Source organism: Streptomyces caniscabiei, from assembly GCF_014930365.1.
In the GTDB taxonomy this organism is placed as follows: Bacteria; Actinomycetota; Actinomycetes; order Streptomycetales; family Streptomycetaceae; genus Streptomyces; species Streptomyces caniscabiei.
Map to the genome: position 1 here is coordinate 105,897 of NZ_JABXWI010000014.1, position 21,484 is coordinate 127,380.

Consider the following 21,484-nt stretch of genomic DNA (forward strand, 5'->3'; position numbering starts at 1 on the left):
GACAGGCGCCCCCCGGGCTTTGTCGTGCCCTTTGTGCTGAACCCCGTTGCAGGGAACGCTTCTTTGGATCACAAGGTGGTTGAGACCTCTTGTGGTCATGTTCATGTACTCCATAGCCTCCGGTGTGTTGTGTAGAGCAGAACGCCCGTTGCAGAGAATGCAACGCTCCGCTCCCCCCTCCGGAGGATTCGCTCGATGAAGCTCGCCGCCCGACTCGCCGCGCCCGTCACGGCACTGGCCCTCGCCGGGCTGACCGCCTGCGCCCCCCAGACCTCCGACAACTCCTCCGCCAAGGAGGACGAGAAGACCGGCACCCTGCGGGTGTGGCTCTTCCAGGAGGTGAGCAACGAGCCGAAGCAGAAGGTCGTCGACAAGGTCGTCGCCGCCTTCGAGAAGGCCCACGACGGCGCGAAGGTCAAGGTCGAGTACATCCCCGTCGAGACCCGCGCCCAGCGCATCAAGGCCGCCTTCAACGATCCCGAGAGCGCCCCCGACGTCATCGAGTACGGCAACACGGACACCGCCGGCTACGTCAAGGACGGCGGACTCGCCGACGTCACCACCGAGTTCAACGCCTGGTCCGACGCCAAGTCCTCCGACCCGACCGCCAAGACGTCCGTGACGGTCGAGGGGAAGGTCTACGGGGCCCCCTTCTTCGTCGGCGTGCGCGCCCTGTACTACCGCACCGACGTGTTCGAGGAACTCGGCCTCGAACCCCCGAAGACCCTGGACGAGCTGGCCACCACCGCCAAGCGGATCCGCGCCGCCGAGCCCGACCTGTACGGCCTCGTCGTCGGCGGTGCCTACACCTACGGCGCCATGCCGTTCGTCTGGGCCAACGGCGGCGAGATAGCCGAGGGCAAGGGCGGCTCGTACGCCTCCACCATCGACAGCGCGGCCGCCCAGAAGGGCATCAAGGCGTACACCTCGCTCTTCGGCGACGACAACTGCCCCGCCGCCAAGTGCGCGAGCATGGGCGGCAACGACACCGTCACCGCGTTCGCCGCAGGCAAGGCGGGCATGGCGATCGGCGGCGACTTCAGCCACGCGGCCGTGGAGGCCGGCAAGGTCAAGGGCAAGTACGCCGTCGTACCGCTGCCGGGCGTGAAGTCCGGCTCGGTCGCCCCGGCGTTCGCGGGCGGCAACAACGTCGGCGTCCTGAAGAGCACCACGCACCGCACCCTCGCCGTCGACCTGATGAAGCGGCTGACGTCCAAGGAGACCCAGGGCGAACTCTTCGACGCGATGGGCTTCCTGCCGACGTACACGGACGTACGGGCCGACGCGGCCGAGAAGGAACCGTTCATCGAGCCCTTCGTCAAGACGCTGTCCTCCGGCACCAAGTTCGTGCCCGCCTCCCCGGCGTGGGCGCAGATCGACGCGTCGCTGGTGCTGCCGACGATGTTCCAGGAGGTCGTCAGCGGCAAGAAGGACGTGGCGAAGGCGTCCGGGGACGCGGCGAAGCGGATGAACGATGCGTTCGGCTCCGCCGGTTGAGCGGGGGGCGCCTCGGGGGGTGGGGGGTGCGGTGCGTGGGCGGCCTCGGGGGCGTCGTGGTTTCTCGCGCCGTTCCTCGCGCCCCTGTCGGGGCGCCGCCACCCCTTGGCTTTATCTTGCCCCCGCTCTTGTCGTTCTTGGGGGGCTGCTTGTTTATCCCGTCTATCAGCTCGGGCTGATATCGCTTTTCGAGTACACGCAGGCGCAGGTCAGTGGTGGGGAACCGGCCACCTTCCAGGGGTTCGGGAACTACACCGAGCTGTTCGGGGACGCCGAGTTCTGGCGGGTGCTGCTGGCCACTGTCCTCTTCGCGGCGGCGTGCGTGGTGTCCACGCTCGCCGTCGGGTGTGCGCTCGCCGTCCTGCTGACACGAGTACGGGCCCTGCCTCGGCTCGCGCTGATGCTCGCGGCGCTCGGCGCGTGGGCGACCCCGGCGATCACCGGCTCCACGGTCTGGCTGCTGCTGTTCGACCCGGACTTCGGGCCGGTCAACCGGATCCTGGGACTGGGCGATCACTCCTGGACGTACGGGCGGTACAGCGCCTTCTTCCTCGTCCTGCTCGAAGTGGTCTGGTGCTCCTTCCCGTTCGTGATGGTGACCGTCTACGCGGGCATCCGCTCCGTACCGTCGGAAGTGCTGGAGGCCGCGGCCCTGGACGGCGCCTCGCAGTGGCGGATCTGGCGGTCGGTCCTCGCGCCGATGCTCCGCCCCATCCTTGTCGTCGTCACCATTCAGTCGATCATCTGGGACTTCAAGGTCTTCACCCAGATCTATGTGATGACGGGCGGCGGCGGAATCGCCGGCCAGAACCTCGTACTGAACGTGTACGCCTACCAGAAGGCCTTCGCGTCCTCCCAGTACAGCCTCGGTTCGGCGATCGGTGTGGTGATGCTGGTGATTCTGCTGGCGATCACCCTGGTGTATTTGCGACTGCTGCGCAGGCAAGGGGAGGAGCTGTGAATTCACCGGGTTTCCCACGGCGGCCCTGGCGGCTCGCCGCGGAGGCGTCCGCCCTGGTCATCGCGGTCGTGGTGGCCTTCCCGCTCTACTGGATGGTGCTGAGCGCCATCAAGCCGGCGGGTGAGATCGAGTCGTCCGAGCCCCGGCCGTGGACCCTCGCACCGACCCTGGATTCCTTCCGCCGGGTCTTCGGGCAGCAGGAATTCGGCCGTTACTTCGTCAACAGCCTGATCGTCGCCTGCACGGTGGTCGTCGCCTCCGCGCTCATCGCGTTTCTCGCCGCGACGGCGGTCAGCCGATTCCGCTTCCGATTCCGGACCACCCTGCTGATCATGTTCCTGGTGGCCCAGATGGTTCCGGTGGAGGCACTGACCATCCCCCTCTTCTTCCAGATGCGGGACTTCGGTCAACTCAACACCCTGGGCGCGCTGATCCTGCCGCACATCGCCTTCTCGCTGCCGTTCGCGATCTGGATGCTGCGGGGTTTCGTGAAGGCCGTACCGGAGGCGCTGGAGGAGGCGGCCCATCTCGACGGGGCGAGCCGTTCCCGATTCCTCTGGCAGATCCTTTTCCCGCTCGTCCTCCCGGGGTTGGTCGCCACCAGCGTCTTCTCCTTCATCTCCGCCTGGAACGACTTCCTGTTCGCCAAGTCGTTCATCATCAGCGACACCTCGCAGTCGACCCTGCCGATGGCCCTCCTGGTCTTCTACAAGCCGGAGGATCCGGACTGGGGCGGCGTGATGGCGGCGTCCACGGTGATGACCGTCCCGGTGCTCGTCTTCTTCGTACTCGTACAGCGGCGGCTGGTCTCCGGACTGGGCGGCGCGGTCAAGGACTGATGTGCGCGACCCCGATCTGATTCCGGCGCCCCGCGCCCTCGACGCCACCGCCGGCGAGGTACGGCTGACGGCGCTCTCCCGGCTCCACGCCCGTGAGGGGACCGAGGACGTCGGCCACTGGCTGGGCACCGTGCTGCGGGACGCCACCGGCCTGCCGCTGCGCGAGGGACACGAGCCCGACGACACGCGAGGGGACGGCATCCGGCTCCGGATCGACCCCGGGCTCGGCCCCGAGGCGTACCGCCTCGTCAGCGACTCCTCCGGCGTCCTCGTCGAGGGAGGCGACGCGGCCGGTGTCTTCTGGGGCGCCCAGACGCTGCGTCAGCTCCTCGGCCCCGAGGCGTACCGCAGGGCCCCGCTCGGCCGCGACCGCGTCTGGAGCGTGCCGTACGTCACCGTCGAGGACGCCCCCCGCTTCCGCTGGCGCGGCCTCCTGCTCGACGTCGCCCGGCACTTCATGCCCAAGGACGGGGTCCTGCGCCAGCTGGATCTGATGGCCGCGCACAAGCTCAACGTCCTGCACCTGCACCTGACGGACGACCAGGGCTGGCGGATCGAGATCAAGAGGTACCCCCGGCTGACCGAGGTCGGCTCGTGGCGGGCGCGCACCAAATTCGGCCATCGCGCCTCGCCCCTGTGGGAGGACAAGCCGCACGGCGGCCACTACACCCAGGACGACCTCCGCGAGATCGTCGCCTACGCGGCGCGGCGGCACATCACCGTGGTCCCCGAGATCGACGTCCCGGGGCACAGCCAGGCCGCCATCGCCGCCTACCCGGAGCTCGGCAACACCGACGTCGTCGACACGGCCTCGCTCGGCGTCTGGGACACCTGGGGCATCAACAAGAACGTCCTCGCGCCCACCGACCGCACCCTGCGCTTCTACGAGGGGGTGTTCGAGGAGGTCCTGGAGCTGTTTCCGGCCGACGCGGCGCCGTTCTCGGCGTTCGTGCACATCGGCGGCGACGAGTGCCCCAAGGACCAGTGGCGCGCGTCGCCCGCCGCGCAGGCCCGGATCCGGGAGCTGGGGCTCGCCGACGAGGACGCGCTCCAGTCCTGGTTCGTCCGGCACTTCGACAACTGGCTGACGGAGCGGGGGCGTCGCCTGATCGGATGGGACGAGATCCTGGAGGGCGGGAGCCGAGCCGGAGGTGAGGCGACAAATTTCAGCTTCGCGCCCCGGGCTGCCGTGTCCTCCTGGCGGGGGTACGCGGGCGGGGTCGCGGCCGCCCGTATGGGGCACGACGTGGTCATGTGCCCCGAGCAGCAGGTGTATCTGGACCACCGTCAGGACGGCGGCCCCGACGAGCCGGTGCCCATCGGCTGGGTGCGCACCCTGGAGGACGTCTTCCGGTTCGAGCCGGTCCCACCGGAGTTGACGGGCGACGAGGCCCGGCACGTGCTGGGCACCCAGGCCAATGTGTGGACCGAGGTGATGGAGGACCAGGCGCGCGTCGACTACCAGACCTACCCGCGTCTGGCGGCCTTCGCCGAGGTGGCCTGGAGCCGGCTGCCGGCCCCCGCCGAGCGTGACTTCGGCGACTTCGAACGGCGGACGACGGCCCACTGCGCGCGACTTGACGCCCTGGGGGTCGGTTATCGGCCGCTTTCGGGCCCGCGTCCGTGGCAGCGGCGACCCGGGGTGCTCGGACGTCCGATCGAGGGGGCGCCCCCGAACGTGTGAGGCGGCGGCGAAGGCGTAGGACCGAAAGCGCGTGCCCTGCGACGGTGGCGGCACGGGGAACGAGTGGGACAACGGGTGCGAGAGTCGCCGGAAGGGGTCAATGCGCGCCTATTGGTTATGACGTGCCAAAACGGACCATCTCTCGGGTGACGTGGGCGAATGCCTCCTAGCGGACCCCCGCGTTCGGGCCTCGCGAGAATGTGCCAGAGTTGCCACGTCCGCCCTGTCAGCACGTACCGTACGGCAACACAGGCGGGGACCAGGTGGGGCAGCGGGAAGGGGCAGCCGGTTTGACCACGCACGCACCGCAGGCGGCGCAGGCCGTGACCCTGCCCGGCTCGCTGGACGAGGCCGTGGCGGCCCTCGCCGCCATGCCCTGGGCGGTTCCGGTGGCGGGCGGCACGGACCTGATGGCCGCGGTCAACTCCGGGCAGCTCAGGCCCGCCGCGCTGGTCGGCCTCAGCCGGATCAGCGAGATCCGCGGCTGGCAGTACCAGGACGGCCATGCACTCCTGGGGGCGGGACTGACGCACGCCCGGATGGGGCGCCCGGACTTCGCGGCGCTCATTCCGGCGCTCGCCGCGGCCGCGCGCGCCGCCGGACCACCGCAGATCCGCAACGCCGGCACCCTGGGCGGCAACATCGCGACGGCCGCCCCCACCGGGGACGCGCTGCCCGTGCTCGCCGCCCTGGAGGCCACGCTGATCATCGCGGGCCCGGGCGGGGCCCGCCGTGAGATGCCCGTCTCGCACCTGCTGGCAGGCATGGAGATGCTGCGGCCCGGCGAACTCATCGGCTTCGTGCGCGTGCCGCTGCTGCACGCCCCCCAGGTCTTCCTGAAGGCCACCGGGCGCACCGGCCCCGGCCGCGCGGTCGCCTCGGTCGCCCTCGTCCTCGACCCCGCCCGGCGCGGGGTGCGGTGCGCCGTCGGAGCCATAGCGCCGATGCCGCTGCGCCCGCTGGACGCCGAGGCGTGGGTGGGTCAGCTGATCGACTGGGACGGCGAGCGCACCCTGGTGCCCGAGGCGCTCCAGGCCTTCGGCGAGTACGTCGCCGCCGCCTGCATCCCGGACCCGGCCCCCGAGGTCGACGGTTCCGTGGCACCGCTTCCGCCCGCCGTACTGCATCTGCGGCGCACCGTCGCCGCGCTGGCCCGACGAGCACTGGGGAGGGCACTGTCGTGACCGACGACCAGCACGGAGAGGGCACCCCGCAGCAGGGGGGCCAGGGCGGCTGGGAGCGGCTGCCGCAGGGCGACTACGACGACGGCGCCACCACGTTCGTCCAGCTCCCCGAGGGGGGCATCGACGCACTGCTCGCCGCCGACAGCCCGCTGGCAGCGCCCGGCCACGGCTATGTCCCGCCGCAGATAGCGACGAACTCCATCAACCCGGCCCACACGGGACAGGTCGGTGACACGGCCCACACCGCCGGGACCGACCCGTCCGTGCCGGGCACCTGGGCGATGCCGGCCGGGGGTGCCGAGTGGCACGACCCGAACGCCGGGCAGCCCTCGCCGCCGACGCAGCACGGGTTCTCGTACAACCCCGGCTCGACGGGGCAGTGGACCTTCGAGGAGCCGGCCGCGCCGGAAGGCACCGCTCCCGGTCACGATGTGACCGGCGAGTGGTCGATTCCGGTCGCCGGTGGTGATCTTCCGGACGAATCCGGTGAGTTCACCACCTCGGCCCTGGTCGAGCAGTGGGGCGGCACCCCGCCCGCCACGCTCCCCGGCGGTGCTGCCGCGCCCTGGGCGACGGAGGAGATCGGCACGGCGTGGACCGCGCCGCCGCCCCCCGCCCGGACCGACGGGCCCACGGCCGACGAGCACCCGGCCGAGGGCCACGCGCCGGGGGAGAGCACGCCGGGCACGGCCCCGGACGCTTCCCGGGAGGCCTCCGCCGCTCCTGGGGGCGCGTACGCCGGCCCGGGCCCCGGGACCGCCGGGGGGACCCCGGAAGGCGCCCAGGAGCCCGCTGGGCCGGTCGGTGGGGCCGACGCCGAGACCCCGGGCGGCCCCGAGCGGAGCGAGGAGCCGGAGACGGCCACCGACGCGCCCGCGGAGACCGAGGCCGCGGGGACCGACGCGTCCGCCGGGCCCGTCGAGCCCTCCGGGGCCGAGGGCGACCCGGCCGCCGCCGAGGAGCCCGCCCCGACCCCGCCCCCGCACGACGACCACCCCCTCGCCTCCTACGTCCTGCGCGTCAACGGCACCGAGCGGCCCGTCAGCGACGCCTGGATCGGCGAGTCCCTGCTCTACGTGCTGCGCGAGCGGCTCGGCCTCGCCGGCGCCAAGGACGGCTGCTCGCAGGGCGAGTGCGGCGCCTGCAACGTGCAGGTCGACGGCCGGCTCGTGGCGTCCTGCCTGGTGCCCGCCGTCACCTCCGCCGGCAGCGAGGTGCGCACCGTCGAGGGCCTCGCCGCCGACGGGCAGCCCTCGGACGTGCAGCGGGCGCTCGCCAAGTGCGGTGCCGTGCAGTGCGGTTTCTGCGTGCCCGGCATGGCGATGACGGTGCACGACCTCCTGGAGGGCAACCCCGCCCCCACCGACCTGGAGACCCGCCAGGCGCTCTGCGGCAACCTCTGCCGCTGCTCCGGCTACCGGGGCGTCCTCGCGGCCGTCCGTGACGTCGTCGCCGAGCGCGCGGCGAACACGGCCGCCGAGAACGAGGCCGCCGCGGACGCCGACGAGGCACGCATCCCGCACCAGGCCGGCCCCGGCGCGGGAGGCGTCAACCCGGCGGCGTACGACGCCCGGCAGACACCCCCGCCGGCCCCGCACGACCCCGACCGGTCCTACGGCGGCCAGGGGCTGTCGTTCGCCGGCCCGGACGACTCGTACGGCGGTCAGGACCAGTCGTTCGGCGGCCAGAGCCAGTCGTTCGGACAGGACCAGTCGTACGGCGGCCAGGACCAGTCCTTCGGAGGGCAGGACCAGTCGTTCGCCGGTCCGGGTGACACCTTCGGCGGTCAGGGGCAGTCGTTCGCCGCTCCGGGTGACACCTACGGCGGTCAGGGACAGTCCTTCGGCGGTCCGGACGACTCGTACGGCGGTCAGGGCCGGTCGTTCGGCCAGGACGGAGGCCAGGCGTGAGCAACGAAACCGTCATCGCGACGCCCGCGGGCCCCGGCGACGCCGCGCCGGCCCCGGAGCAACTCCCGCACGGCCTGGGCGCGAACCTGCCCTCCGCCGACTCCCGGGCCAAGTCCGAGGGCACCTTCCCGTACGCGGCCGACCTGTGGGCCGAGGGCCTGCTGTGGGCCGCCGTGCTGCGCTCGCCGCACCCGCACGCGCGCATCGTGTCCATCGACACGTCCCACGCGCGCGACATGCCCGGCGTACGGGCCGTGGTCACCCACGAGGACGTGCCGGGCGCCGCCCTGCACGGCCGCGGCAAGGCCGACCGGCCCCTGTTCGCCTCCGAGGTCGTACGCCACCACGGCGAGCCCATCGCGGCCGTCGCCGCCGACCACCCCGACACCGCGCGGATGGCCGCCGCCGCCGTCATCGTCGAGTACGAGGTGCTCGACCCGGTGATCGACCCGGAGCAGGCCTTCGAGGCCGAGCCCCTGCACCCCGACGGCAACCTCATCCGCCACATCCCGCTGCGCCACGGCGACCCGGACGCGGCCGGCGAGATCGTCGTCGAGGGCCAGTACCGCATCGGCCGCGCGGACCCCGCCCCCATCGGCGCCGAGGCCGGCCTCGCCGTGCCCCGCCCCGACGGCGGCGTCGAGCTGTACGTCGCCTCCACCGACCCGCACACCGACCGGGACGCGGCCGCCGCCTGCTACGGCCTGGCCCCCGACCGCGTCAAGATCGTCGTCACCGGTGTCCCCGGCGCCACCGCCGACCGCGAGGACCAGGGCTTCCAGCTCCCGCTCGGCCTGCTCGCCCTGAAGACCGGCTGCCCGGTGAAGCTCACGGCCACCCGCGAGGAGTCCTTCCTCGGCCACGCCCACCGCCACCCCACCCTGCTGCGCTATCGCCACCACGCGGACGCCGAGGGCAGGTTGATCAAGGTCGAGGCGCAGATCCTGCTCGACGCGGGCGCCTACGCCGACACCTCCTCGGAGGCGCTGGCCGCCGCCGTCTCCTTCGCCTGCGGCCCCTATGTCGTTCCCAACGCCTTCATCGAAGGCTGGGCGGTGCGCACCAACAACCCGCCGTCGGGCCATGTGCGCGGCGAGGGCGCCATGCAGGTCTGCGCCGCCTACGAGGCGCAGATGGACAAGCTCGCGAAGAAGCTCGGCATCGACCCGGCCGAACTGCGCATGCGCAACGTGATGTCCACGGGCGACGTGCTGCCGACGGGCCAGTCCGTGACCTGCCCGGCCCCGGTCGCCGAACTCCTCCAGGCCGTCCAGGAGTTCCCGCTCCCGGCACTGCCCAAGGACACCCCTGAGGAGGAGTGGCTGCTCCCCGGCGGCCCCGAGGGCGCGGGCGAGCCGGGTGCCGTCCGGCGCGGTGTCGGCTACGGCCTCGGCATGGTCCACATGCTCGGCGCCGAGGGCGCGGACGAGGTCTCCACGGCCACCGTGAAGGTCCACGACGGCGTCGCGACCGTGCTGTGCGCGGCCGTCGACACCGGCCAGGGCTTCTCCACCCTCGCCCGGCAGATCGTCCAGGAGACCCTCGGCATCGACGAGGTCCACATCGCCCAGGTCGACACCGACCAGCCCCCGGCCGGCCCCAGCTGCCGGGGCCGCCACACCTGGGTCTCCGGCGGCGCGGTGGAACGCGCCGCGAAGATGGTCCGCACCCAGCTCCTCCAGCCCCTGGCGCACAAGTTCGGCATGTCCACCGAGCTGCTCCAGATCACCGACGGCAAGATCACGTCGTACGACGGTGTGCTCTCCACCACGGTCGCGGAGGCCCTGGACGGCAAGGAACTCTGGGCCACCGCCCAGTGCCGCCCGCACCCGACCGAACCGCTGGACGAGGCCGGCCAGGGCGACGCGTTCGTGGGCCTGGCCTTCTGCGCGATCCGGGCCGTGGTGGACGTCGACATCGAACTCGGCTCCGTACGGGTCGTGGAGCTGGCCGTCGCCCAGGACGTCGGCCGGATCCTCAACCCGGACCAGCTCACCGCGCGGATCGAGGCGGGCGTCACCCAGGGCGTGGGCATCGCGCTGACCGAGAACCTGCGCACCCCCCGGGGCCTGGTCCGCCACCCCGACCTGACCGGCTACGCCCTGCCCACCGCCCTCGACGCCCCCGACATCCAGCTCGTCAAACTGGTGGAGGAACGGGACGTCGTCGCGCCCTTCGGCGCGAAGGCGGCCAGCGCGGTGCCGGTGGTCACCTCCCCGGCGGCCATCGCGGCGGCGGTACGGGCGGCCACGGGCCGTCCCGTGAACCGGCTGCCGATCCGCCCGCAGGCGGCGGTGGTGACGGGGGCGTAGGGCCGGGGGAGGCCGCCGCGGGCGGCCTCCGGCGCAGCCCCTGAGGTGCGTGTTCGTGCGTACGGCGGGCGTTGTCAGTGGGTCGGCGTATGGTTCTCGGAAGTGGGGACGACGACCGCTCGGCGGCGCGGTCATCCCCGTGGGGGCAGCACATTGAGAACCATGTGTCGGGGGAGCCGTGAGCACAATGACGATGGGAACCATGGGCCTGACGGACCTGAACGACCTGCGTGACCTGCACGATCCGACCCGCGTCGACGACCTCGCGGTGCTGACCGGGGGACCGGTCACCCGCTCCGGTCTGGCGCTGGACCTGCCGGCCCTGCTGCTGGACGAGGAGTTCGGCCGGAGCAGGGTGTGGCGCTTCGAGGACTTCGACTTCCCGGCCACGCTCACCCACGAGCCGACCCGCCGCTTCCTGCGGGACATGGGCCTGCCCGAGGACCACGGCTTCTTCCACCTCGACACGGACATCCCGCTGCCGACCCTCGCCGAGTACTACGCGCACGAGCGCGCCGACGTGCTTGCCCCCGGCCGACTCCCGTCCCGGGCGGCCCACTTGATCCGCCTCGGCCACTTCGTCGAGGGCAGCAGCCTCGTCGTCGACGGCACCACCGGCGCGATCCTCAACTGGAGCGAGCCCGAGTCGACCCTCTGCCCCCTCGACGCCGACCTCTCCACCTTCGCCTTCACCCTCTGGCGCCTCCACCGCGAGAACCACGAGAGAACGGCGACGGGTTGCTGGGTGGAACGCCTGCGCAACGAGGCGTGCGCCGAGCTCTGACCACGCTCGCGCATCCGGTCCGTGGCATGTCCCGGCTGGGGCGGTGGAACCAGGCGCTACGTCCGCCACGTCCGCCACGTCCCTCGTGCCCTGATGCGCCCTGTTTGCGCCCTCCCTGTGTCCGAGTGCCGTGCGGACGCTGGAACGATGGGGGACACGGACACGGGCAAACCGAGCATCGTCCGGTTGTCGGGCGCCGACGGACATCGCCAGCCACCGCCGGACACACCACGACCGTGGGAGAACGTCGACCGGGCCCAGGCCGCGGTGGAGGGCGCCACGGGCCCCGAGCCGCCGGCCCCGCCCATCTGCCCCGACTGCGGGCTCACCGGTGAGCGGCGTCCCACGTACTACGACGCCCACGTCCTCCTGGAGCCCGACCTGTCCGCGCCGGCCCACATGGTGCCGGCCTGGCACCGGTGGTACGTCGACTCCCAGGGCGTCGGCTGGAACAGCCGGGAGGACGAGCCCGCACCGGGGGCCGTCTGCCGCATACCGCACCGCATCGCCTGCCCGGGCCTGAAGTCGGAGGAGCTCGGCCTGTGGCGATGGCTCGACACCGTACGCGCGGAGAACGCCCGCCGGGCACGGCGAAGGGCGGACGAGGAAGGCCTCCCGGAAGCCTTGCCGGACGCGGGGTGACCGACGGCTACAGGCTGTCCAGGACTCGCAGCACGGCATCCACGAAGCGGTACCAGCGGCGGTGCCGCTTGCCGCAGTACCGCCGCCTGCGCCACCAGCCGGGCGGCTGCCGCACCGGCGCCTGACACCACCTGCACGGTCGCGTCCTGATCGTGGACTCCCCACCCATGTCGCACACCGTAGCGGCCTGCCTCTCCGCGGACCCGCCCGGCAGCGTCGGGACGGACGGCGAAGAGGGCGGCGCCCCTTCCGGGTCGCCGCCCCTTTCGTGCTGCCTGGCCAGGCAGGTGGAGGCCGTGGCGGGAATCGAACCCGCGTAACTCGCTTTGCAGCTATATGAGCCAGCTCTGTGACAACACCTAGTCTGAGCTGGGGAAACGCGTTGGGTCAAGGCGATCACGGCTGCACGACGACTTACCCAGCGGAGCGGTAGGGGTGGCATTCCCTACTCGCGTACACGTGAGCCGGGGGCCTCAGCACGAGAGGCACGCCTGGCCTCCCCGCGTCTGTCAGGAGGGCTACCCCTGTTCCACACCAACCTCGTCGTCGTCCAGATCCGCGAACTCGTCTCCACCTTCGTCATCCAACACCCCCACAGCGTCCTTCTCGAACGCGGTCGCCAGCCCAGAGAACCCGTCGATCTCGTTTGCCCTCCGCAGGCACCCACCCTCGAAGTTCACGACCATCGCGTGTCCCTCGCCGTCCCACGCCACGACTTCCAGGTACACAGGCTCAGGCTCTCCCCAGCCCCCTTCGTCTACGCCGCCTCCCTCACGGATCTCGACTCGGGCAAACCACTTCCCATGCGGCGCAGCAATCATCGACATGTCCCACACCAGCCTTTCAATTCCGTCTGTTCCGTCTGTTCCGTCTGCTCTCGACTCTCCCGCTCACTCTCTCGGCGAATATGCGGGCTGTAGTCCCATGCGTTTGTCTCAGCAGCATGTCTCTTTGTCGCGCGCTCTTATAGCGCGCTGAGACATTGAGACATTGATCGGAAGAGACACGATGAGACATCATTGGGACATCCCGTGACGTGCGGAAACGCTGTCTCGATGAGACATAGAGACATGTCTCCGAGACATGATTGAGCGAGACTTCCGCACGGTCACGAGATGAGACATCGTTCACGCCGACACGGGACTCACCATTCCGGAGTCGTCCATTTCCGCGTATCCCTTTTTGATCACGTTGTCCACGCTGCGGTTGAAGCTGCCGCGCTTGGTCTTGTCCAGTCCCGAGGCCACAAACAGCCGGTGCTTACTCGTCGGTCGTGGCACAGCCTGGATGACTTCCCATGCCCGCTTCTCCGCAGCGGTGAGCGGCTGCCTGCCGCTGCCGTCGCCCCCAGCACCATCACCGCCCATGTCGCCTTCACCGGTCAGACCGAGGTCTACAGCCGCCGTCGTCAGGTGGTGCGTGGCAGGGTCGTAGACAAGCTCTGTCTTACCCAGACTCACGCCGCGTCCGTACGCGCTCAGAAGTCGCGGGCTGGTGCGGTCGTCGGCCTTCTTGAGCGTGAGGTTCCACGTAGCGTCCGGCCAGCCGCCGAGACGCGAGTCACCAACGGCCCGTTCGTTTTGGTGGCCCATGTGGTGAATGATCGTGCCCTCTTTGGTGCCGCTCTCGTCCAAGAGGCTGTCGAATGCTTCCAGCACATAACCCGCCTGGGTGTTCATATCGAGGGCCAGGCTCAGCATGAGCGGGTAAAGACAGTCCAGGATGATGATTCCGTCCTCACTGCCCGCGCGCTTGAATCGCTCCGCCCATTCCTTGCGGACGGCCTTGTCTCTGATATCGAACGAGCCCATCAAGCCCCGCAGATGAACCACGGCGAACTTGTCCGGGTTGAGGATGCCCTGAGCCTGTAGCCACTCCTGGCCCATCGTTGCGGACAGCTCGTTATCCACGATGATGATGCGACCCTCGGGCACCTTCATGGCGAACTGGCCGAGGAACGGCGAGCCATCGCACAGAGAGCGGATCAAGTTGTTCCGCGTCGTGGTCTTCCCCGCCTTATCCTTGGCGTTGAACATGATCCGCCCGTCAATCGGCCACAGGTCGGCGATGCGGTGCCGCTCGGCGGGAAGCTCACGAGCGAGGAAGTCACCGCCGACCAGGATGTCGGGGATCTTCGCTTCCCCTCGCTCCCTGGCGCGGTGCCGACGCTGCGCCTCCTCACGGATACGCAGGCGCTCCAGCTCTTCCGCTACGCGCTCCTCGAAGGCGTCCCCACCATCAACCACTTCCCCGATCAGGGAGTCGTCGTCATCCGCGCTGGTCACGGCCGGTTCGTCTCGCACGCCGGCGCTTTCGCTCGCGGCGGCCTCAGTCACCGCACGGCTGGGTGTGGCAGACGCCGCCTCACGCCGCCACGTACGCGCTACGTCCTTCGCGATGGAGTAGCCGTTCTCTTCCTCCTGCTTGTCGAGGAGAGGCGAGCACTCCATGGCGAACCCGTACGCCTCATCGACGGTCAGCCCGTAGCGGATCGCGTCCTTGACGATGGCCATAGTGGCCTTGTGCCGCTGGATGTTGCGGCCGTCGGTGAACCGCTGGTTCCACTCGCGGACAACCTTGCGCATCCGCTGAGAGGTCAGGTCGCGCGCCCAGTAGTCGAAGCCCTCGGGCATCTCGGGCAGCGTCAACGCGCTGAGCGCTCCTGTCGGCGTCTCGCGCTCGCCGCTGACACGAGACTGAGCACCGACGCTCTCACCGCCCGTACGGAGCGCCTGAGCGATGCTCGGGAGCGTCTGACGAGACGACGACAGACGCACAGTGCGACAGAGCACCGGATCAGCCTTGCGATTCCACGAGCCAGGCACCCGGAGGAAGGACGCGGGACTCTGCTTGCTGTCGCCGTCGAGCGCGACGCGGAGAACCTGGTTCAACTCCTTGATGACGTGCGGGGGGTGTGGCACATCGAGCGGGACGAACACGTGGTGACGTCCCACACCCCCCGACTCGTTCACCGTGGCGTCCAGCCGCTCGATGAGCGCCCACTGTTCCTCGGTGAACTCCTGGTCCACGTCGGCCCAAATGACGGCCGCGTCCATTGCGTCTGCCTCGCTCGGCATCCCGCCACCTCTCATCGGGGCGGGGGCGAAGAAGAGTTCCGTGGAGCCCTTGGCCGCGTGACGGAGAAGGTGCTTCACGTACATGGGCTTGGGCTTAACCCGGTCGTGGACGCTGGGAATGATGCTGCCGCGAGCGTCCCTATTTGGGCTGGAGATGAACGTGATAGTGGGCAAGTGAGAGCCACAAATTGCCTCGAAGAATGCGGCAGTGTTACTCTGCATTCCGCTTCCTTTCCTTTCCTGGTTGCGCCGTTTCGAGAGAAAGCCCCTGTCGCCACACGGGGGCTTTTCTCATTCCATCTCCAGTCGGATGACCTCGTGGGCGTAGTAGCATCCGCCGCCGCAATACGCGGTTGCTTGGAGTTCGGCCGCTTCCTGAGTCGCCCACAGACGGACACGCGGAGGGGCCCAGGTCTCGTGCCGCTTCACGCACCGAATGACCAGCGCGTAGGGCGTCTCCGTGCCCTCCTCGTGACGGCACCAGACGTAGAGAGCGCTCGGCCATACGCATTTGGCGAAGGTCATGAACGACTGGTGTTGCCGCTCGCAGTGGTGGCGGCGATAGACCTTGAGCCGCGTAAGCGTAGACATGGTTCATCTTTCCCGTTCTTCCCTCGGTTCCCGATGGGTGATTACTTGTCCTCGACCTCGAAGAACTGGAGGAAGATCTTGTCGCCGATGCTGCGCACGGCGGCCTTCTTGCCGTATCGGCGGGCGTACTTGCGGGCCGACTTGGCGAAGTCCTGCGGGTCCTTGTTGAAGTTCTTTCCGTGCTGGAGGATGTGGAGTTCCCCGTTCATCCACTTTTCCCACGGATACATCTGAGCGGGCATTACCTCTCCCAGGTTTTTCGCCGGTTCTGACAAGATCAATGCTGCTCTTGCGGGCTATCACCGGCAAGTTCCTACGTGCCGGTATGGCTAGAATGCTTTGCGAACTCTTTACTGATCGGTCCGCGCACAGAAAAGCCCCGCACCGGAATTCAGTACGGGGCTTCTCGTGAGAGCGCGCGACGCGAGAGTGACGAGAGCGCGCGTGCGTATGCGTTAGGCGCTCAGAATCGACGCGTGAGGCGCCAGACAGGCAGCGCGTGACGAACTCTGTTCGCGGCGACAGAGAGACGTCCAAACGCGCTCTCAGCGCTTCGGCGCTCTCGCCAGTCCATGAGGTCGAGAAACGGGTTATCGGTCGGGTCGGCAATGCGCGGGCTCATGGCTGCTCCTCCGCTTGGTGGCTGGGTGTAGGAGGGACCATACGAATCGAACCGGTGAACCACGCGACCACGGAGGGTCACGGGTTGAAATAAGCCCGCACGTACGCCGATAGCGTCGCTCGACGGCGAACACGACGCGAGAAAGGGCGGTGTGGAACATGACCGACCAGAGTGAGATCCCCGAGTTCATCCCGAGCGATCACCCGCAGATCCAGGAGCGCATCCAGGAAGCCTTGGGCGAGGTGAACCCAGAGGAGGCGGAGCGGATGTACCAGGCTGCAAAGGTGGGTTCTGTCCACCTCACTGTGGACGTGAGCGGTGTCATGGGGAAGGCGGCGTACACGGTTGTTGAGGTAGCCGTCTCGCGTGTCTGACGCTCACGCGCTGAGTGACGCGCGCTCTATGTGCCCCAAACGGCGCTGAGCGCGCGTCTCGGCGTCTCTCACATCTTGTGTGTCTCTCTGTGTCGGCGAGACGAGAGAGCGCCCGAGAAGCGCGCAGAGCGATTCCGCTAGCTCGGGGCTCACCAAGAAGACGGCGCCATCTCTGCCATCTCGATTGAACGGATAGCGTTCCGCTGCCACGGCTTCATAGCGGCCCATTCCTCGTCGGTGAAGCCGAACCTATTGACCGGCACGATCTCGGGCGTGGCTTCGCTGGCCTCAATGCCGGAGTCGGGCAGGGCCCAGAAGGCGCAGTGCCAAGACCAAGCGCTGACGTCCTCGTCCTTCACCTGGATGATCTCGCCCGACTCCATCAGGCGGTGGAGGTGCTTCAAGGCCCGACGGCATGAGTCGGCATCCCCGCCGCCACGGACGCACGCCTTGGCCACGTCGTGAGTGCTGGGCAGGTAGTGGCGGTTACCGGCCGCGCCCTCGTTGAACTCATCCGTGACGTATTCGAGGATGCGCCTTGTCAGCTCGGTGTGAGCCTTGACCTTCCTGGTCCGAGTCGATGACTTGGCTGGCCTTGGGACCTCGGCGGGAATCCAGCGGTACTCGCCGAAACTCACGACCCGTCGGGCGTCACCGAGCCGTTCCAAGTCGCGTAGGGCAGCGAGCGCCTGGTGGAGGTCACCATCGAAGAACTCGGCCGCCACCTGATCCTGCGTCGGACCCAGGTTGATGCCGTACTCCTCCACGTCCTCGAACGTCTCGCGGATGAACTGGCGAACCTTGGACCGAGTGCACCAATACTGGAAGTCGCTCATGACCAGTGCACCCCTCCCGCGGATTCGGATACGTGAAGAGGCTGGGTGTGGCAGCCATCGAGGGAACTGCCACACCCAGCCTCGTGACTCGGCACCCTTCACGACCCGAGTCGTCCCGGCTGGCCGACGACAATCAGGGACCGGGAGTTGAAAGGCTGGTGTGGGAGAGTGGACAACTCCCCGCGCGGGGTGAAGGAGGGTAGGCCAAACCCCCCGGGGCCTCTCCCACACCAGCCGGTCTGTGTGTCAGGCCCGCGCTCGGTACAGACGGTGAGAGTCCACGGGCTGGCCGGGGAGGATCAGGCAGCGGTACACCCTGTCGACCTCGATCTCGCCACGGTCGAGCATCCGGCCGAGAAGCCGATGGCGGGCACTGAAGGAGAGGTCGGGAAGCGCCTCGAAGGCGCTCCCGTACGCCATCCCGTACGGGCTCTGAGCGTGGAGGGTGCTGAGTACCTTCTCCCGAGCCTCGCGGACCTTCACGACGCGCCCAGAGCGGCCTGGATACCGGCCAGCGCCGGGCGGGTCACGTCGGGTCCGTGGGTGGTCGCGTGCGAGCGGTCGGGAAGCGACTCCTTGCCGTTCGCGGTGCGGAGCAGGTTCAGGAGATCCAGGGCGACCGAGCGGTCACGGATGCCCGCCTCGATGACGGTCTCCAGCTCGGTGGTGTCGAGTTCGATGGCAGCCATTAGCTTTGCCTCCTCAGGCGTCGGTTTGCTGGCTGATAGGTGCGTGGTGCAAACGGCCGGCGAGCGGGCTAGCGGTGCGCGCCGGTGATGGCTTGCAGTTCGGAGACCAACTGGTTGTCGGCCTCCTCCTGCTGGTAGAGGTTCCAGACCGTCCCGTTGGCCTGGGCCATGAGACGTTCCGAGACGCGGTCACGCCGCGCGGTCTGGCCATCCGGCGAGACGTAGGGCGTGCCCGGCTCGGGGGCACCGTCGGGACGCACCGGCCGGTTGGCTCGCTGCTCCCACTTCGCCCGCTCGCGCTCACGCTCCGACGACTGGCTCATGGCCTCGAACACCTGCTGCCGACGGTCGCGCTCCGCGCTCTCGCGGGCTTCGCGCTGGATCTGTGCGCGGGCCGTCGCCTCCGGGTGCGGCACACCCTGATTGGCGAGCGCACGGGTACGGCGGCGGACGTCGCGCTCGTGCTCCTCGCGGCCCTTGGCGTTGGCCTCGTGGATGCTGCTGTAATCCGTGTCGCCGCGCATCTGACGCTGGATCTCACGCGTCGTGGCGTCGCCCTTCGGCTCCGGGGTCTCGAACCGGCTCGGAGACGTTCCCGCCTTGAGCCGCTCCCACAGTTGCTGAGTGACCTTGTCGGCCATGGTCCCTACTCCTCTTCCTCGAAAGCGGCTGGTGTGGCACGGAATGCGTCGGGCACGTCTTGCCGCGCCTGCTGGCTCCGACCCTTGCGGATCATTTCCTCCAGCCCCTTGTCCCTTTCCGGGGACCTGTCGAACGTCTTCCGATATTCGACGCGGGGCATTTGCTCGACCTTGCACGGCTGAGCCAGGAACTCATCTCGGGGCATCTTTCCCATGATGGCGAGTAGGTCTGCCGTGAAGGTGAGTTCCACGTCTAGGGATTCGTCGGGCGTCATGAACCAACGCCTACTATCGAGATTATGTCCCCAGATCTCAGGGTGAGGATAGCGATGCTTTTTACAGCCGGGCCCGTGAGTTCGGCAGTAATCCACGGTATTGCGGGATACCTTGCGCTCGGCAGCACTCAGAACCTTAAGGGGCACTGTCGCCCCATTCCTGCTCCATCGAGTGCACCAGCTTGCTCGGGGCTTCCACCCCCAGAAGGCGAGCCTTCTTCGCGGCCGTGTCGGTGATGACGCGGAGGAGTTGCGCCTTCTCGCTCACCGTCTCGGCCTCATCCAGGAGTTCGTACGTGCGCTTGATGACGTCGTCCAGGCTGCGTTCGAGGTTCGTCCGAACCTCGTTGCTCGTGGACTCTCCGAGATTCCTACGAGCACGCTCCAGGCGGCGTGTGAGGGCGTCTCGCGTAATGCCTTTTTCTCGCCTGATCTGGACGTCCGTGTATCCCTGGTACTTGAGCTGGAATACTTCCTCGGCCTCTCGGTCGAGTCGGGCATCCCGCTCTGCCCTGGTCTCTACTTTCTGCACGGACTTTGTCATTGCCATTTCCTCCCTCCTGAATTTCAAGTGCCGCCCAAGTGATATACCTCGTTTGGCTATTCGAGAGTGACAGAGAATTGACATCGATGTCAAGGTGATGTATATGGCGCGCGACGCGGGGAAACCGCAATATCGCGGATATCGTGGATTCATGAGCAATCGATACGTGGATGCCTATACCCGCTTCGTGGATAACGTCGATATCTCGGGCGGGCCCAATGCGTGCTGGCCCTGGAAAGGTCATCGCACCGAGAAGGGGTACGGAGTCTTTCAGGTCGGCGGAAAGAAGGTCCGCGCTCATCGGTGGTTCGCGGAACGGATCATCGGCGAGGAGCTAGAGCCGGATCTCTTTGTCTGCCACACCTGCGACGTGACTTACTGCCAGAACCCGCGTCACTGGTTCATCGGTGACGCTCTCGACAACAACCGCGACAAGGCAGCCAAGGGCAGGCATCCGGGCGGTTATCACGGGAATCAGAACGAGTCCAAGACGCACTGCCTACGAGGCCACGCGTTCAACGCTGAGAACACGCGGATAGACAGACGTGGCTTTCGTGCGTGCCTGGCGTGCGACCCGATCCAGCATGGACGTACCACACCAGTCAGAAAGGCTCTCGCCGCTTAGTCGTCTCGCGTATGCGAGCGAACGTCACGCGCTCTCTTGTGCGTTAGGGCGACAGAATCGCGTCTCTCGGCTCCCAGCACAGCGCGAGCGACAGAAGACACGCACTCGCTAACCGATCTCGCCAGACGCGCGCACAGAGCTTTCCGTCATTCTGGCTGGTCAGTGAGTGCCGGCGAGCACGCCGAAAAGCCCCCGACTCGTGGTGAGTCAGGGGCTTCTCTGCTGGGGCTGGGCTACTTCGCGGCGTCGTCGGCCTTCGGCTCGACAGCCTTCGCAGGAGCGGGCGTTGTCTTCTTCGCGGGGGTCGCTCGGGTGGGCGACTTCTTCGCAGTCGGAGCGGCAGCGGCCGTCGCGGTCTTCTTCGCGGGAGCCTTCGCGGTCCCTGCCGTCGGCGCCTTCGCGGCGGTCTCGCCCAGTGCCTCGGCGCGCATGGTCTTTCTGCACGCTGCACGCCCGGCCTTCGTCTTCTCGTGGGCGCAGTTGCTGTGGTCGAAGTGCTGGCGGGTCATCTCGTCTCCCTGGTTCGTCGTGTCTTGCTGACACGGCGAAGCTAGGAAATCGACGAGTGCCGTCCGTAGGGTCTCGGCTGGACTCCGTGGTGAATCGTGATCCTGGCTCATGGCTCCTCGTCGTGTCGATGACCCAGGCGGGTGTGGAACACGGAGACGTCCCACACCCGCCCTGTCGTGCGGTGTTGCTAGTCCGTGCCGTCTGTCTCGACGGCCGGGCGTTCGTGCTCTTCCTGGTCGGCTCGCGTCACCCTCGCGTGGTCGGTGACGACGCGGCGGAACAGGTCGTGCCCCGTCTTGGCCGTGTGCCGTAGCGCCCAGTCCTGGGCGTCGTCCTGCTTGCCCTGCGGGCCTGACTCCTGGCCGCACTCAAAGGCCGTACAGAAGACCTCGAACGTGTACCCGCCTTCGGGAGCGTGGCGGATCGTGTGGTCTACGAAGCGGTACACGGCTCGGGTCACAGGACAGCTCCAGTGCTCTGTGCGTTGGCTTGCTTGACCTTCACGGACAACACTTCTTCCGGGCTCAGCGGCTCCGCGTAACCAGGGGACACCTCCCACTCACGACCACCGCCCAGCGGGCGGAGCATGAAGTAGGGACCTTGCTTGCCCATGAACTCGCCGATGCGGTCTCTGGCTGTGTCTCGCACCAGAGCGCCCGGCGCGGGGAGTTCGGCGTCAGTCATACCGCCGCTCCATGGAAGTCGATGCCGAGGGTTGCCAGGGTGGCGGCTGTGCGCCGGTCCCGCTGCCGTCGCCGTTCCTGCTCTCGCTCGTACGCGACGAGGTACGGGCGGATGAGCGGGGTGTCCTCGCCTCGCAGATACGCGGGCGGACGAGGGGAGCGGGGAAGATCCACACCCACCGCTGAGCGCGTGATGGTCAGCCG

Annotated in this window: 24 protein-coding genes; 12 read left to right on the top strand and 12 right to left on the bottom strand. The window is 68.6% G+C overall.

The annotated features are described in order from the left end of the window. Window positions 1-195 precede the first annotated feature (195 nt). The 9 genes from HW837_RS34040 to HW837_RS34080 all read left to right on the top strand — a co-directional run bounded on the left by HW837_RS34040 (window position 196) and on the right by HW837_RS34080 (window position 11,813). Window positions 196-1,497 carry an extracellular solute-binding protein gene (locus HW837_RS34040; RefSeq protein ID WP_045560687.1) on the top strand — a complete coding sequence of 434 codons (1,302 nt, stop codon included), beginning with the start codon at window positions 196-198 and terminating at the stop codon, window positions 1,495-1,497. Then, window positions 1,475-2,458, top strand: a complete 984-nt coding sequence (locus HW837_RS34045) for a carbohydrate ABC transporter permease (protein ID WP_093791754.1) — start codon at window positions 1,475-1,477, stop codon at window positions 2,456-2,458. The genes HW837_RS34040 and HW837_RS34045 overlap by 23 nt, the downstream gene beginning before the upstream one ends. After that, a complete protein-coding gene (locus HW837_RS34050; RefSeq protein ID WP_093791756.1) occupies window positions 2,455-3,297 on the top strand; it encodes a carbohydrate ABC transporter permease in 843 nt (280 codons plus the stop codon). The genes HW837_RS34045 and HW837_RS34050 overlap by 4 nt, the downstream gene beginning before the upstream one ends. Window position 3,298: 1 nt before the next feature. Next, a complete protein-coding gene (locus tag HW837_RS34055) occupies window positions 3,299-4,981 on the top strand; it encodes a beta-N-acetylhexosaminidase (RefSeq protein ID WP_045560684.1) in 1,683 nt (560 codons plus the stop codon). A gap of 290 nt (window positions 4,982-5,271) precedes the next feature. Beyond that, window positions 5,272-6,165: an FAD binding domain-containing protein gene (locus HW837_RS34060; RefSeq protein WP_045560683.1), complete on the top strand. Its 894-nt coding sequence runs from the start codon at window positions 5,272-5,274 to the stop codon at window positions 6,163-6,165. Beyond that, complete coding sequence (locus HW837_RS34065; protein ID WP_193382538.1) at window positions 6,162-8,075, top strand: 2Fe-2S iron-sulfur cluster-binding protein; 1,914 nt, start codon at window positions 6,162-6,164, stop codon at window positions 8,073-8,075. Before HW837_RS34060 ends, HW837_RS34065 begins: the two co-directional genes overlap by 4 nt. Continuing rightward, window positions 8,072-10,387 (top strand): xanthine dehydrogenase family protein molybdopterin-binding subunit, encoded by a 2,316-nt coding sequence (locus HW837_RS34070; RefSeq protein WP_193381146.1) that lies wholly within the window; start codon window positions 8,072-8,074, stop codon window positions 10,385-10,387. The genes HW837_RS34065 and HW837_RS34070 overlap by 4 nt, the downstream gene beginning before the upstream one ends. A gap of 187 nt (window positions 10,388-10,574) precedes the next feature. Further along, a complete protein-coding gene (locus HW837_RS34075; RefSeq protein WP_237270500.1) occupies window positions 10,575-11,171 on the top strand; it encodes an SUKH-4 family immunity protein in 597 nt (198 codons plus the stop codon). A gap of 147 nt (window positions 11,172-11,318) precedes the next feature. Beyond that, a complete protein-coding gene (locus HW837_RS34080) occupies window positions 11,319-11,813 on the top strand; it encodes a DUF6083 domain-containing protein (RefSeq protein WP_193381145.1) in 495 nt (164 codons plus the stop codon). A 518-nt stretch (window positions 11,814-12,331) separates the two neighbouring features. Here HW837_RS34080 and HW837_RS34085 read toward each other — a convergent pair. The 3 genes from HW837_RS34085 to HW837_RS34095 all read right to left on the bottom strand — a co-directional run bounded on the left by HW837_RS34085 (window position 12,332) and on the right by HW837_RS34095 (window position 15,690). Next, entirely contained in the window at window positions 12,332-12,640 is a 309-nt protein-coding gene (locus tag HW837_RS34085) for a hypothetical protein (protein ID WP_193383542.1), read from the bottom strand. A 300-nt stretch (window positions 12,641-12,940) separates the two neighbouring features. Next, complete coding sequence (locus HW837_RS34090; RefSeq protein WP_193383543.1) at window positions 12,941-14,974, bottom strand: AAA family ATPase; 2,034 nt, start codon at window positions 14,972-14,974, stop codon at window positions 12,941-12,943. A gap of 548 nt (window positions 14,975-15,522) precedes the next feature. Beyond that, window positions 15,523-15,690, bottom strand: coding sequence for a hypothetical protein (locus tag HW837_RS34095; RefSeq protein WP_193383544.1), 168 nt, complete (start codon window positions 15,688-15,690; stop codon window positions 15,523-15,525). A gap of 571 nt (window positions 15,691-16,261) precedes the next feature. Here HW837_RS34095 and HW837_RS34100 point away from each other — a divergent pair. Beyond that, window positions 16,262-16,477, top strand: coding sequence for a hypothetical protein (locus tag HW837_RS34100; RefSeq protein WP_193383545.1), 216 nt, complete (start codon window positions 16,262-16,264; stop codon window positions 16,475-16,477). A 149-nt stretch (window positions 16,478-16,626) separates the two neighbouring features. On the opposite strand, the gene HW837_RS34105 is transcribed toward HW837_RS34100, so the two are convergent. From HW837_RS34105 to HW837_RS34130, 6 genes are all read right to left on the bottom strand, one after another. Next, window positions 16,627-17,313, bottom strand: coding sequence for a hypothetical protein (locus HW837_RS34105; RefSeq protein WP_193383546.1), 687 nt, complete (start codon window positions 17,311-17,313; stop codon window positions 16,627-16,629). A 246-nt stretch (window positions 17,314-17,559) separates the two neighbouring features. After that, window positions 17,560-17,733 (bottom strand): hypothetical protein, encoded by a 174-nt coding sequence (locus HW837_RS34110; protein ID WP_193383547.1) that lies wholly within the window; start codon window positions 17,731-17,733, stop codon window positions 17,560-17,562. A 59-nt stretch (window positions 17,734-17,792) separates the two neighbouring features. Next, a complete protein-coding gene (locus HW837_RS34115) occupies window positions 17,793-18,002 on the bottom strand; it encodes a hypothetical protein (RefSeq protein WP_193383548.1) in 210 nt (69 codons plus the stop codon). A 68-nt stretch (window positions 18,003-18,070) separates the two neighbouring features. Then, window positions 18,071-18,643, bottom strand: a complete 573-nt coding sequence (locus HW837_RS34120; RefSeq protein ID WP_193383549.1) for a hypothetical protein — start codon at window positions 18,641-18,643, stop codon at window positions 18,071-18,073. Window positions 18,644-18,648: 5 nt separating this feature from the next. Continuing rightward, window positions 18,649-18,918, bottom strand: coding sequence for a hypothetical protein (locus tag HW837_RS34125; RefSeq protein WP_193383550.1), 270 nt, complete (start codon window positions 18,916-18,918; stop codon window positions 18,649-18,651). 136 nt (window positions 18,919-19,054) lie between these two features. Then, on the bottom strand, window positions 19,055-19,462 hold the full coding sequence (locus tag HW837_RS34130; protein WP_193383551.1) for a hypothetical protein: 408 nt from the start codon (window positions 19,460-19,462) through the stop codon (window positions 19,055-19,057). A gap of 151 nt (window positions 19,463-19,613) precedes the next feature. Between HW837_RS34130 and HW837_RS34135 the strand changes: the two genes are divergently transcribed. Beyond that, complete coding sequence (locus tag HW837_RS34135; RefSeq protein ID WP_193383552.1) at window positions 19,614-20,087, top strand: hypothetical protein; 474 nt, start codon at window positions 19,614-19,616, stop codon at window positions 20,085-20,087. A gap of 233 nt (window positions 20,088-20,320) precedes the next feature. Here the strand turns inward: HW837_RS34135 and HW837_RS34140 are convergent, their stop codons facing one another. The 3 genes from HW837_RS34140 to HW837_RS34150 form a co-directional block, all read right to left on the bottom strand. Continuing rightward, window positions 20,321-20,596 carry a hypothetical protein gene (locus tag HW837_RS34140; protein WP_193383553.1) on the bottom strand — a complete coding sequence of 92 codons (276 nt, stop codon included), beginning with the start codon at window positions 20,594-20,596 and terminating at the stop codon, window positions 20,321-20,323. A gap of 188 nt (window positions 20,597-20,784) precedes the next feature. Further along, a complete protein-coding gene (locus tag HW837_RS34145; RefSeq protein ID WP_193383554.1) occupies window positions 20,785-21,057 on the bottom strand; it encodes a DUF7848 domain-containing protein in 273 nt (90 codons plus the stop codon). Next, window positions 21,054-21,281 (bottom strand): hypothetical protein, encoded by a 228-nt coding sequence (locus HW837_RS34150; protein WP_193383555.1) that lies wholly within the window; start codon window positions 21,279-21,281, stop codon window positions 21,054-21,056. The genes HW837_RS34145 and HW837_RS34150 overlap by 4 nt, the downstream gene beginning before the upstream one ends. An 11-nt stretch (window positions 21,282-21,292) precedes the next feature. On the opposite strand from HW837_RS34150, the gene HW837_RS34155 reads away from it, so the two are divergent. After that, entirely contained in the window at window positions 21,293-21,466 is a 174-nt protein-coding gene (locus HW837_RS34155; protein ID WP_193383556.1) for a hypothetical protein, read from the top strand. Window positions 21,467-21,484: the final 18 nt, after the last annotated feature.

Coding starts and splice junctions, on each gene's coding strand:
- HW837_RS34040 (WP_045560687.1), top strand. CDS start 196: ATGAAGCTCGCCGCCCGACTCGCCGCGCCCGTCACGGCACTGGCCCTC.
- HW837_RS34045 (WP_093791754.1), top strand. CDS start 1,475: ATGCGTTCGGCTCCGCCGGTTGAGCGGGGGGCGCCTCGGGGGGTGGGG.
- HW837_RS34075 (WP_237270500.1), top strand. CDS start 10,575: ATGACGATGGGAACCATGGGCCTGACGGACCTGAACGACCTGCGTGAC.
- HW837_RS34080 (WP_193381145.1), top strand. CDS start 11,319: ATGGGGGACACGGACACGGGCAAACCGAGCATCGTCCGGTTGTCGGGC.
- HW837_RS34085 (WP_193383542.1), bottom strand. CDS start 12,640: ATGTCGATGATTGCTGCGCCGCATGGGAAGTGGTTTGCCCGAGTCGAG.
- HW837_RS34090 (WP_193383543.1), bottom strand. CDS start 14,974: ATGTACGTGAAGCACCTTCTCCGTCACGCGGCCAAGGGCTCCACGGAA.
- HW837_RS34095 (WP_193383544.1), bottom strand. CDS start 15,690: ATGAACGGGGAACTCCACATCCTCCAGCACGGAAAGAACTTCAACAAG.
- HW837_RS34100 (WP_193383545.1), top strand. CDS start 16,262: ATGACCGACCAGAGTGAGATCCCCGAGTTCATCCCGAGCGATCACCCG.
- HW837_RS34105 (WP_193383546.1), bottom strand. CDS start 17,313: ATGAGCGACTTCCAGTATTGGTGCACTCGGTCCAAGGTTCGCCAGTTC.
- HW837_RS34110 (WP_193383547.1), bottom strand. CDS start 17,733: ATGGCGTACGGGAGCGCCTTCGAGGCGCTTCCCGACCTCTCCTTCAGT.
- HW837_RS34115 (WP_193383548.1), bottom strand. CDS start 18,002: ATGGCTGCCATCGAACTCGACACCACCGAGCTGGAGACCGTCATCGAG.
- HW837_RS34120 (WP_193383549.1), bottom strand. CDS start 18,643: ATGGCCGACAAGGTCACTCAGCAACTGTGGGAGCGGCTCAAGGCGGGA.
- HW837_RS34125 (WP_193383550.1), bottom strand. CDS start 18,918: ATGACGCCCGACGAATCCCTAGACGTGGAACTCACCTTCACGGCAGAC.
- HW837_RS34130 (WP_193383551.1), bottom strand. CDS start 19,462: ATGACAAAGTCCGTGCAGAAAGTAGAGACCAGGGCAGAGCGGGATGCC.
- HW837_RS34135 (WP_193383552.1), top strand. CDS start 19,614: ATGAGCAATCGATACGTGGATGCCTATACCCGCTTCGTGGATAACGTC.
- HW837_RS34140 (WP_193383553.1), bottom strand. CDS start 20,596: ATGACCCGCCAGCACTTCGACCACAGCAACTGCGCCCACGAGAAGACG.
- HW837_RS34150 (WP_193383555.1), bottom strand. CDS start 21,281: ATGACTGACGCCGAACTCCCCGCGCCGGGCGCTCTGGTGCGAGACACA.
- HW837_RS34155 (WP_193383556.1), top strand. CDS start 21,293: ATGGAAGTCGATGCCGAGGGTTGCCAGGGTGGCGGCTGTGCGCCGGTC.